The sequence below is a fragment of the Acinetobacter sp. NBRC 110496 genome (assembly GCF_000876115.1).
Classification (GTDB): Bacteria; Pseudomonadota; Gammaproteobacteria; order Pseudomonadales; family Moraxellaceae; genus Acinetobacter.
The window spans coordinates 43,709-55,347 of sequence record NZ_BBTF01000013.1 but is presented as its reverse complement, the minus strand read 5'-3'; the positions used below and the strand labels follow the sequence as shown (position 1 = coordinate 55,347).

General features: G+C 42.8%; 11 protein-coding genes. 7 read left to right on the top strand and 4 right to left on the bottom strand.

Annotation, left to right across the window (positions count from 1 at the left end):
• The first annotated feature begins 19 nt into the window (after positions 1-19).
• Both Aba26S_RS08785 and Aba26S_RS08780 read left to right on the top strand, forming a co-directional pair.
• Positions 20-652 carry a phospholipid-binding protein MlaC gene (locus Aba26S_RS08785; protein ID WP_005238531.1) on the top strand — a complete coding sequence of 211 codons (633 nt, stop codon included), beginning with the start codon at positions 20-22 and terminating at the stop codon, positions 650-652.
• A gap of 11 nt (positions 653-663) precedes the next feature.
• Entirely contained in the window at positions 664-951 is a 288-nt protein-coding gene (locus Aba26S_RS08780) for a lipid asymmetry maintenance protein MlaB (protein WP_005238532.1), read from the top strand.
• Positions 952-998: 47 nt separating this feature from the next.
• Here Aba26S_RS08780 and Aba26S_RS08775 read toward each other — a convergent pair whose 3' ends face one another.
• Positions 999-2,015, bottom strand: coding sequence for a CorA family divalent cation transporter (locus Aba26S_RS08775; protein WP_005238533.1), 1,017 nt, complete (start codon positions 2,013-2,015; stop codon positions 999-1,001).
• Between the two features lie 167 nt (positions 2,016-2,182).
• Here Aba26S_RS08775 and Aba26S_RS08770 point away from each other — a divergent pair, with 167 nt between their 5' ends.
• On the top strand, positions 2,183-2,767 hold the full coding sequence (locus Aba26S_RS08770; protein ID WP_043971415.1) for a TIGR00730 family Rossman fold protein: 585 nt from the start codon (positions 2,183-2,185) through the stop codon (positions 2,765-2,767).
• 10 nt (positions 2,768-2,777) lie between these two features.
• Entirely contained in the window at positions 2,778-3,182 is a 405-nt protein-coding gene (locus tag Aba26S_RS08765) for an NUDIX domain-containing protein (protein ID WP_005238538.1), read from the top strand.
• Here the strand turns inward: Aba26S_RS08765 and Aba26S_RS08760 are convergent.
• Complete coding sequence (locus Aba26S_RS08760; protein WP_005238539.1) at positions 3,127-3,810, bottom strand: ComF family protein; 684 nt, start codon at positions 3,808-3,810, stop codon at positions 3,127-3,129. The genes Aba26S_RS08765 and Aba26S_RS08760 overlap by 56 nt on opposite strands.
• Positions 3,803-5,848, bottom strand: a complete 2,046-nt coding sequence (gene recG, locus Aba26S_RS08755; RefSeq protein WP_043971411.1) for an ATP-dependent DNA helicase RecG — start codon at positions 5,846-5,848, stop codon at positions 3,803-3,805. Before recG ends, Aba26S_RS08760 begins: the two co-directional genes overlap by 8 nt.
• A gap of 18 nt (positions 5,849-5,866) precedes the next feature.
• Between recG and Aba26S_RS08750 the strand changes: the two genes are divergently transcribed.
• Both Aba26S_RS08750 and Aba26S_RS08745 read left to right on the top strand, forming a co-directional pair.
• On the top strand, positions 5,867-6,685 hold the full coding sequence (locus tag Aba26S_RS08750) for an NAD-dependent epimerase/dehydratase family protein (RefSeq protein ID WP_005238542.1): 819 nt from the start codon (positions 5,867-5,869) through the stop codon (positions 6,683-6,685).
• Positions 6,686-6,810: 125 nt separating this feature from the next.
• On the top strand, positions 6,811-7,794 hold the full coding sequence (locus tag Aba26S_RS08745) for a putative solute-binding protein (protein ID WP_043971408.1): 984 nt from the start codon (positions 6,811-6,813) through the stop codon (positions 7,792-7,794).
• Between the two features lie 40 nt (positions 7,795-7,834).
• Here the strand turns inward: Aba26S_RS08745 and plsB are convergent, their stop codons facing one another.
• Positions 7,835-10,381 (bottom strand): glycerol-3-phosphate 1-O-acyltransferase PlsB, encoded by a 2,547-nt coding sequence (plsB, locus tag Aba26S_RS08740; protein WP_005238546.1) that lies wholly within the window; start codon positions 10,379-10,381, stop codon positions 7,835-7,837.
• 299 nt (positions 10,382-10,680) lie between these two features.
• On the opposite strand from plsB, the gene Aba26S_RS08735 reads away from it, so the two are divergent.
• Positions 10,681-11,553, top strand: coding sequence for an acyl-CoA thioesterase II (locus Aba26S_RS08735; protein ID WP_005238548.1), 873 nt, complete (start codon positions 10,681-10,683; stop codon positions 11,551-11,553).
• Positions 11,554-11,639 lie beyond the last annotated feature (86 nt).

Genomic DNA, 11,639 nt, shown 5'->3' with positions numbered 1-11,639 from the left:
TTCAGGTTAGGAGATTGAAGTGAAAACATTATTGAAACAAACGCTAACAGCAAGCGTATTATCTACTATGCTTGCAAGTGCAGCATTTGCAGCACCAACAGAGACCCCACCTGATTTCGTGAAGCGTGTGGCTGATGGCTTGATTACACGTCTAAAAGCAGATAATGCCAAATTACAGAACAACCCGACGTTGGTAAGATCGATTATCCGTCAAAATCTTGATCCGTATGTAGATTCACAAGCGTTTACACGTATTGTATTGGGTACATATGCGAATAACCAATATACAACTGCGGCACAACGTGCACAGTTTGAGAAGAATTTCCGTGAAGTAATTATCGAAAACTATGGCGGTGCTTTTGCGAAATATACCAATGAAAGCTACACCATGCGTCCGTTTAAATCGACCAACAGTAAGAATCCTGTGGTAACTTTAGACTTCTTGCATAACGGCGAGAAAATTCCTGTATCGTTCCAGTTAACCGACAACGGTAGTCAGTGGAAAGTACGCAATATCAATGTGTCTGGTATTGATTTAGGTTTGCAATTCCGCAACCAGTTTGCTGCAACAGTGCAACGTAGTGGCGGTGATATCAATAAAGCGATTGCAACATTTAAACCAGATGCAGATGCTGCGGTTAGCAAAAAGTAAGTAGGTGACGGGTGATTCAGTATATTGATCAGCAACTTATCGTTTCGAAAACGATTAATTTTGCCAATGCAGAACAGATTTATCAGGCTGGCTTAAAGCATATTCAACAACATAAGAATTTTCCTTTAGTGGTTGATTTGTCTCAGTTAGAACAGGGTAATACTTTATCTTTGGCGGTATTGGTGCAATGGTTGCGTCAAACACCAGACAATAAAGGGCTGCATTTTAAAAATGTGTCTGAGAAAATGCTGAATATCATTCAGGCTTGCCATTTACAAGATGATTTGAAGCTTATTTAATCACAATTTTGTAGATCTAAAAAAAGCACCATTCGGTGCTTTTTTTATTAAATCCACTTTTTCCAACGGAAATAAATGGTGGGCCCAATTAGGAAAGTCAGTACTAAAGTAATAACAATTCCAAAACTGGTAGCTCCATGGGCAAAAGGTAATACTTCAGTGTTCATACCATAGATACTGGCGATCAGCATGGGCGGTGCAAGCATACTGGGTAAGATCGAGAAACGTTTAAAAGTTTCATTCATCTCGGTATTGGCAAAACCAGTGGTAATATCCAGTAAGAATTTGAGTTTTTGAAACAAGAAGGTGTTGTGCTCTAGCAGGGAACGAACATCCTCACTCATTTCTCGGATATCAGCATCGTAAATATGACTGCCTAAAGCACGTGGCCGGGATAAGAAAGATAAGACACGGCGCAGATCGGTAAGGCAGAGCTGTGCTTTCCCTAACATATCTTCTTGATGCGCCAGTCGTGTAATCATATCGTCTAAATCTAGAATTTGTTCACGATGATGATCGTTTAGAACTTCGGCAGAATATTCTTCTAGATATTTATGCGTATCTTCCAGAATATCTGAAAGCTCATCGAGTTTGGACTCAAGTAGGCCTAATAAAATCCAGACCGGTTCTTTATAATCGATACTGTAGTCGTTGCGCCTTGCTCTAGCTCGAAAGGCGCGAAAGGCCACGAGTTTTTCACCACGCAAGGTGATGAGTTGTTTTTTGTCGAGTAAAAAAGCGACGGTGTGCACAGTTGCTGCGAGAGTATTCTCCAGATCATCCTGTTCACGGTCAGATTGTAAATTTTTATTCTTTGTTAAAAAATATGTGCTGATATGCAAAATTCCATCATCATCACGGTAAAATCGTGCGGATGAGGAGATGTCTTCTAGTGACTTTAATGTGGGGAGGTTCCGCTCATAAGCATCAAAGATCCATTGTTGTTCTTCTTGTGATGGAGCAATAAGATCGATCCAAACCAAATCAGGGTGGAGGTCGAAACTTCCGTTGATGGTTGCGTCCTCAAGACTACCGCGCTCTGTGGCATAAAAGGCTTCAAGCATGTCTTTTTTCCTTGCGCAGTCCAGGTAAAGTTTCAGTCTGTTACCGAAAGCATGTATTTTAGACAAGGATGAGATGAAAAACACTTGCCTAAACGTTAATTTCACAAAAATTTTGTTACATAGCCTACTTTATCAGCATGACAGTTATATAAAACGGTTTTAATGGTATGAATTCAATCTGTATTTTCTGTGGTTCTTCTCTTGGTAATGATCCAATTTATCAACACATGGCGCAAGCAACGGGTCAGGCTATTGCAGCACAAGGAAAAACCTTGGTTTATGGTGGTGCTCGTTCTGGTCTGATGGGTGTGGTGGCCGATAGCGCTTTGCAGGCTGGTGGTCGCGTCATTGGTGTAATTCCCGATGCACTGGTTGACCGTGAGCTAGCTCACCAAGGTTTAACCGAGTTGCATATCGTCAATAATATGCATGAGCGTAAAACCAAAATGGCTGAATTGTCTGATGCCTTCGTCGCATTGCCTGGAGGCGCAGGAACATTGGAAGAAATTTTTGAACAATGGACGTGGAGTCAGTTGGGAATTCATCAAAAACCTTGTGCATTTTTAAATGTTGATGGCTTTTACGACGACTTGATCAAAATGATCCAAGGCTCTGTAGCTCGTGGTTTTAGTCAGGCCCGTTTTGTGGATAGCTTGATTGTGGCGGAGCAGATTGAAGCGATTCTTGCTGCATTTTCGAATTACCAGCCTGTGACCCCCAAATGGATGTCAACGACTGAAATTCAGGCCTAAGGAGCAATTTGTGAAAATCATAACTGTGGCAGCAGCCGTTATTTTGAATGAACAAAATCAATTGCTCTTGGTCCGTAAACGAAATACCTATGCTTTTATGCAAGTCGGCGGAAAGCTTGAAGCGGATGAAGCACCGGAGATCACGCTGCAACGTGAGATTCTGGAAGAAATTGGTTGCGAATCTGAGATCCAGCAGTTTATTGGAAAGTTTGAAACCGCTGCGGCTAATGAACCTGATCATGTATTGGTGAGTTATGTATATGCGGTTGAATTAAAACAGACACCAAAAATTGCCGCTGAAATTGCAGAAATGAAATGGATTGAGTTGAGTGACCGATCTACCGTGTTGGCGCCACTGACTAAAGAAGTTGTGATTCCGTGGTGTTTGCAGCAACAAATGAATGTGTATGTTTGATTTGGGCGGCTGCTACGCAGGCACTGTAAATGTGTTGGCAGCCGAGTTGTTTTAAAACATCAGATAACGCACTGATTGAACTACCTGTCGTGACGACGTCATCGACAATCAGGACGCGACGATAACGAATCTGATTCGATGCTGCTGCAAGAAATTGCTGTTCGATGTTTTCCAGTCGCTCTAACCGTGACAAGCCTTTTTGTGAGTGTTGGGCTAAGCGTTGTACGGGTTGCCAGATTGGTACATTCAAGTGTTTGCTTATGGCTTGGGCGAGTAAAAGGGCTTGATTAAAGCCGCGCTCTGCTAAGCGATCGGTTGAAATGGGCATCGGCACAATGGCATGAATCTTGGGCAGTTGCAGTTGCAGCAATAACCCGCTCAATAAGCGTTGATGCTGTAGTTTCTGCTCGTATTTGAATTGTTGAATCATCCTGTCAATTGGATAGCCATAATGACAGGCAACGAAGACCTGTTGCTGATGCCGTTCAATTGATTGTTTTAACCACGGTAGCTGTTGCCAACAGCTTTGACAAACGCCAAAGTGCCGTTTTATTCCAATATCACACAAACTGCATGGGGTGAAATAATCCAACAACTGTTGGGTGGATGTCCTGAGGCGTTTAAACATAAGCATATCTTGGTGCTTCAGGCAGCCAGCGTTTGAGCAGGCCATCGGCATGTTGTGGGTAGTCTTTCAGGACCTGTTCAGCCACATAATGTGCTTGTGTGAGTAAGTGGTCGTCCCGTTCTAAGCGGGCGACCCGAAAGCCCATATCTCCGGTTTGTTTGGTACCGAGTAATTCCCCCGGACCTCGAATCTCCAAATCTTTTTCTGCAATCACAAAGCCATCATTACTTTCACGTAATATTGAAAGCCGTTCCTGACCATTCTGAGATAAGGGGGTTTTATAGAGCAGCGCGCAGAAGCTAGCCGTGGCACCACGTCCTACTCGACCTCTTAATTGATGCAGTTGCGAAAGGCCTAAACGTTCTGCATTCTCAATCACCATAATTGAAGCATTCGGCACATCGACACCCACTTCAATCACTGTGGTGGCAATTAATAGTTGTAATTGGTTTTCCTTAAAGGCTTGCATCACCGTTTGCTTTTCATCGGCTTTCATTTTGCCGTGTACCAGTCCAATATTGATGTCAGGAAAACGTTCTTTAATCTCTTGGTATGTTGCTTCCGCGGCTTGAGCATCGAGCGTTTCGGATTGTTCGACCAAGGTACAGACCCAATAGGCCTGTTTACCTTCACGACAATTTGTCGCGATGCGCTGTAATACCTGTTCACGACGTTCTAATGGAATGGTTACGGTTTGGATCGGGGTGCGGCCGGGTGGCAGTTCATCAATAATCGAGGTGTCGAGGTCACCATAGGCACTCATGGCCAGTGTCCGAGGGATTGGAGTTGCAGTCATCACCAGTTGATGTGGTGTAAACTGGTCAGCACCTTTATTGCGTAAAGCAAGCCGTTGGTCAACACCAAAACGATGTTGTTCGTCAATAATCACCAAGCCAAGTTTGGAGAATCCAACCGTATCTTGGAACAAGGCATGGGTTCCGACAATCAGTTGGGCGTGACCTTCTTTAATTTGTTGTTCAGCGAGGGTGCGGGCTTTACCTTTTTGTTTGCCTGATAGCCAGGCGACTTGAATACCCAAAGGTTCAAACCAGCGCTTGAAGTTTAAATAATGTTGTTCAGCTAAAATTTCGGTGGGTGCCATTAAAGCCACTTGCCAATCGGCTTCGAGCGCATGACAGGCTGCAACAGCTGCGACCAGTGTTTTACCTGCACCAACATCGCCTTGGACCAGACGCAACATTGGTTGATCCTGTTTTAGGTCCTGCAAGATTTCCTTTGACACTCGCTTTTGCGCATTGGTCATTTGAAAGGGGAGTGCTTCCAATAACTTCTTGGCGAGTATTTTGCTGCTACTAAAGCGTGGCGCTGCAATCTGGCGAATATAGGCACGCCGTGTCAGTAGGCTGATTTGATGGGCAACCAGTTCTTCAAAAATCAGACGCTGCTGTGCTGGATGTGAACCTTGATTGAGTTGCAGCATATTGGCATCAATCGGTGGTTCATGAATATAGTGTAAGGCCTGTTTCAGTTCATAGCCGTTGCTGTATTGACTTGGCAATAATTCTGGCAGGTGATCACTATGATGTTTGAGCGCTTGGCGCACATATTCACGCAGTTTGGGTTGTGTGAGTCCTTCAGTACTAGGATAAATTGCGGTCAGTTGGGTCTTCGGTAAAGCGCTATGCTGCTGGATCACCTGAATTTCAGGATGATATAACTCTAAACCCCGTGCACCAACACGGACTTCACCAAAAATTCGTAACCGTTGTCCCATCTGGATACGATCAGTGAGACCTTTATAAATATGATAAAAGCGTAAGGTGACCTTGCCAAAATCATCCTGTAACAATGCGGCGAGGGATTTCTTTTTCCCTGGTGGGAAATCGACCGAGCGAACTTCACCTTCAAGCAAATAGCTGCGCCCAACGACCAGCTGATTCATTGGAATAATAGTGCTACGATCTTCATAGTCACGGGGCAGATGAAACAATAGATCATCCGTGCTAAAAATATGAAGCTTTTCTAAGAGGGTCGCTGCGGCAGCACCAACGCCTTGTAATTGCTGAACTGATGTCATCTCTGGTCAAAGGTGTGTATGCATATTTTATTTATTGGTTATGGTAAAACATCTCAGCGTGTTGCTAAACACTTATTTGAGCAAGGTCACCACATTAGCACAATTAGTCGCAGTGAAAAAACAGATTGTTACGCGACGCATTATCTTCAGGATATTCACCAACTTGATTTAACCAGGCTACCGCCTATTGATGTGGTCTATGTACTGCTTGCACCTGCACAAAGTGGGATTGAGGCTTATCAGCAGACTTATGTTGAGACTATCGTACCGATGGTTGAAGCGCTCAAAACCCATCCTGTACAGCGTATTGTGATTGTCTCCTCAACTCGGGTCTATGGCGAAAATGCGGGGGAGCGGATAGATGATGAATCCGAGATTCGACCTGCGGATGCACAAGGGCATGTGCTTCGTAAGATGGAGTTACTGTGGCAAGCGCATTATCCACAGCAAAGCATTATTGTTCGCCCCACTGGAATTTATGGCAGTTCAATTGTCCGATTAAAAAAAATGGCTGAACAGAGCCAGACCTACCCAGCTGTGCATTTTAGTAATCGAATTCATATTGATGATTTGGCCAAGTTCTTAGCTTTATTGATTAATTTGTCTAAAGTTGAAAAGAGCTATATTGTCAGTAACAATCAGCCATTAGCCATGCATGAAATTCTGTTATGGTTTCAGCAACAGTTAAATTTACCTGCTTTAAAACTCTTGTCACAACAACCTACAGGCAAACGGATTTATGCAACCCGATTAGTTGAAACAGGATTCCGATTTGACCATTTGATTTGCTTTAATGACTATGCAGCGGCGTTATTGGCACATAGTAATGAAGAATAATTCGATTAGACTGTAAAGAACATTTAAAGAGTTACGATGTATTTTGAATATTAAATACTAACACATTCCGTAAAGGAACTGCCTGAATTGAGCACATGGTTTGCGGCGAGGCGTAGAGGTAATACATGAGAAAAATAATTTGCATGATCCTATTTGGATGGATCACAACCAGTAGTTGGGCGACAGAGCAGTCATGGTGTGTCTTTGATCCTTTAAATACACAGGGTGATATTAGTCGTCGCTTACAAGATATTCGTCTGTATGCACTCCAAAATCAAGTTCAACTGAAATTTCAAACCTTTAAGGATGAAAAAGAGGCGATACAGGCCTTTGATCAGGGTAAATGTTCAGGTCTGGTCGCGTCGAACTTTAATACCTATCGCTATAATCCGTTTATGGGGACAACCGGGGGGATTGGACTGATTCCGAATAATCGTGTTGCTCGTGTATTCCTGCAGTTATTAAATAATAAAAATGTTGAAAAGCGTATGGTGGGCACGAACTATGAAGTGCTTGGCATGATCCCGATTGGTACAGCTTATATGATCATGAATACGCAACAGATTAATAAAGTGTCTCAGTTAAAGAATAAAACCATTGGGATTCTGGAGAATAATCCACCACAGCAGGCACTGGTACAGAGTGTTGGCGCCAAACCTGTCTATGTTGATTTTTCTAATGCGGTAGATTCCTTTAAGCAGAAAAAAATTGATATTTTGGCTGCACCTGCGTATGGGATATTGCCGTATAACTTGAAAAAAGAATTCGGTGAATCAACTCAAGTGGTCAACTTCCCAGTCGCTTACTTTGCGATGAATATCGTGATTCGACCACAAGCCTACCCAAAGGGCTTTGGTCGACTGGTACGGTCCTGGTTTGTACGCAATAGCAGTATACTGGCTGCGCAAGCCATTCAATGGGAAAACCATTTACCTGCTTATTATTGGGCTGATATTTCAAGCTATGAAAAGCAGGGCTATGATGCCATGGTGGTCAAGATTAGCAAGCGTTATGTCGATTCGGGCTATTACGATGCCTATTTTGTCGAACTGATTAGACGATTGCGTTGTTTGGATGATCCCAAATATCTGGAATGCCGCAATAAATAGTCATTAAAGAAAAAGGCAACCGAAGTTGCCTTTTTTATGTTTAAGATTTTTTGCGTTTTAAACGACGTTTGGCTTGTTGTGACGCCATGGCTTCTAAGGCTTCTGCCAGTTCTTCATCGCTGAAAGTAGTGATGTGCTGCAACATTTGTAAGGTGGTTTCATCCAACACCAGTTGAGCACCAGCGGCCATCTCACTGAAGTTATCTTCGTACTCAATAAAGCCTTGTTCATTGTTGCGAATATAATTTTGTTGTGTGAGGACTTTAATAAAGCTTTGGAATAAGGCTTTATCGAAGAATTCAGGTGAGTTGAACTCATACAGTACAGATAGACGTTGACCCAATAAATGACTCAGCTCTTCCACTTGCTTGGTGGAAATATTGCCCGAACCACGTTGTGTGATCAGTGCCAAAGTCATGTAGTAACGCTCTAAACTCTGCTTCACTGGCATCGCCAAGGTCACGAGTTTTTGATGTTCTTCACTATTTGGCGTTGGGCTAAATAAATTGTCTTCATGATCTTGGAAAATCAGACCGATTTTAACTAACGCATCGATATAGCTATCAATTTGCTGCTGTAACTCGCTCGCTTGCCATTTCATGAACAATTCAGCTTTTAAGAACGGATATAAGGTACGAATCACGTTACTTAAATCGTTCTTGTGGATTTTACCGTTATGTTCAACCAGAGAAGCCACCAATGACGGCAAGACAAAGGCATGTAAAATATTATTACGGAAATAGGTGAGCAGAACTGCCTGATTATCTTCAATCGCAATAATATCGCCGAGCACGTGTTGAACACGTTTAATCAGCTTGAGTTTTAGACCATAGGCCACGATTTCTTTGCCCGATAATGAAGTGACTTGAGTCCGTTCATCGTAGGGTTGTTGAGTGGCTAAATCGCGATAGATATCCAGTTGCTTGGCACAAATCTCTTCATCAAGGGTGTGTTTTGGTGTTGCCAATAAAATGAGAGACAACAATGACACCGGATTAATTACCACAGCACGGTTAATATTTTCTAAAATCAGGTTGGCTGAATTTGCTACAACATTGGAAATTTCTGTTGTGCTTGGCGTCTCATTGACAAGATGTTCAGCATTATTCTGCTTTAAGATGTCATTCAGGAAGACGGGCTCACCAAAGTTGACATGGACTTTACCAAAGATACGCTCAATTTTACGTAAGGTTTTCACGATACCAAAAATCGATTCGGCTTCTTTCGGTTTACCTTGCATTTCACCGACATAAGTCGACCCTTCCATGAGACGCTCGTAACCAATATAAGTTGGGACAAATACGATTGGTTTGGCTGGGCCACGTAAATGACCTTGGATGGTCATGGCCAACATGCCTGTTTTGGGTGGCAATAAGCGACCTGTACGTGAACGTCCCCCTTCAATAAAGTACTCAATAGGGGTGTTGCGAGATAAAATGCTGTATAAATATTCTTTGAATACAGAAGTATAAAGTGCATTGCCACGGAAAGAACGGCGAATAAAGAAGGCACCGCCACCACGCAATAACTGACCTACAAAGGGTAGATTCAGGTTATCACCCGCAGCAATGTATGGAATCATCAAACCGCGTTTATAAATAACATAGGACAATAATAAATAGTCGATATGGCTACGATGGCAAGGGGTGTAGACAATTTCGTAGTCTTTGGCTAATTCACGAATGGTACTGAAGTTATGTACTTCAACGCCGTCATAGAGTTGCGTCCATAAACGGGTTAAGGCCATATCGGCAAAACGGACAGCGGACGCAGAGTAGTCCGATACAATTTCATTGACATAACCAATAGCACGGCGTTCAGCTTCAAGCATGCTAATTTTATGCTGAATGCTTTCACGGCGAATGGCATCTTGTACCTCGGGTGACTTCACTACCGATTGCATCACATTACGGCGGTCTGACAAGTCTGGACCAAGCACGACTTCACGTTGCTGATCCAGATAGGTGTCTAAAGAGCTTGCAATGTAGGTTGCTGGTGAAACATTTGGATGATTGGTCTTGGCATAATCTACCAACTCACGTAAAGATTGTGCTTCATGAAACTCTAAATAAGACTGGCGACCATGCAGGCCGATGTTCATGAGTTGTTTGACTGTGCCTGGTGTTGCCCAAGTATCGGAGAAAAGTAATTTGAACCAAGAATCTTCCTTATCTGGAGAGCGTCCCCACAGTACGGTGACGGGAACCAGTTCAATATCAATCTCAGGGTTTTGCTCAAGTGCTTCAACCAGTTGCAATAAACGGGGAGGAAAGGTTTGGGTATTAAAAAAATTATTTTCGTTATGATGTAAAAAAAGAACTGAGTTTTTTTCCTGATAGCTGCCAAAACTTAAGGGGTCTAGCGCAGGTTTTAAATGCAGCCGACGGGTTTCACCATCCACCACCAAGGCATTACTGCGTGAATAATTTTGTAAAACATAGCAAACGAGTTTATTTGAATCGGTTGTGTTTTGCTCTGTTGAGGTGGATTCTGCAGGAACTTCACCAAGAACATGTGGGGTTACCACAAGGTCAAGTAACTTACTCGAAAGTTGGCGATACATTTGACCAAATCCAGTCTTGGACATTACAAACTCCTAAATAATAATCCTGACAGCAAGTCATGATGAACACGACATTCTGCGATATTCTTACATGAAACGGTATGTTATTTTCTGACAAAATATAGCGTATTTGGTAGATTTTATCGTTAAAAATCGTATTTTTAGCGGTTATAAATAAAGATTGGGATTGTGAATGCATCATTAACGTGACGCATCAATCATTTTATCCTGATCATTGTGCTTTGAATTTGTGGCACAATCAAAATTATCAACCCTGAAAGGAATTGGTTGATCTCTCCTCATTGATGTTGGAAGACTATTACATGAATGCGTTAACTCAAGAATTGGTAGAACTGTTGACTCTGGAAAAGCTGGAAGAGCATATTTTTCGAGGCAATAGCCGCAATTTGGTAGGCAAGCGAGTATTCGGTGGACAGGTGCTTGGACAGGCCTTGAGAGCAGCGTCATATACTACAGATCGTCCTGCACACTCTTTACATGCCTATTTTTTGTATGGCGGCGATGTCAATGCACCGATTATTTATGAAGTTGATCCGCTTCGTGATGGAAAGAGTTTTGCCAGTCGACAAGTTCGTGCGATTCAACATGGCCGAACCATTTTTTCTGCAATGGTATCTTTTGCCAATCAGGAAGAAGGGCTGAACTACCAGCATAAAGAGCCAGAATATCCTGCACCTGAAGCATTGAAGTCTGAAAAAGAGCTGAAAGAAAGTCTGATCAATTTCGTGCCTGAAAATGTGCGTGCCAGTTTTATGCGTGAACGTCATGTAGAAATTAGGCCGACGCAGTTGATTAATCCGTTTCAGCCACAGCCTGAAGCACCGTTTTATGCGCATTACATTCGGACTCATGACGCGATTCCGCAGGATCTGGATGAGATCTCTCTGCATCAAGCTATTGTTGCTTTCTACTCGGATTTTACCTTGATGACCACGGCATTGCGTCCACATGGATTGTCTTGGATTTCACCGAATTTACAATGTGCCAGCATTGATCACACCATTTACTTCCATCGTCCACTACGTGCCGATGAATGGATGCTTTACGATATGGAAGCAACCATCAGTGCCAGTTCCCGTGGCTTGAACTTTGGGCGGATGTGGCAAAATGGGCAGTTGGTGTGTAGTACCGTGCAAGAAGGTTTGATTCGGCTCAGAGAAATCGAAACCCAGTGAAAAAATGAATCAACACTAAAGCCATCATTCTGATGGCTTTTTTTATCATAAGGATGTGACAAAAAATTGCTCGATTCTTCAACATG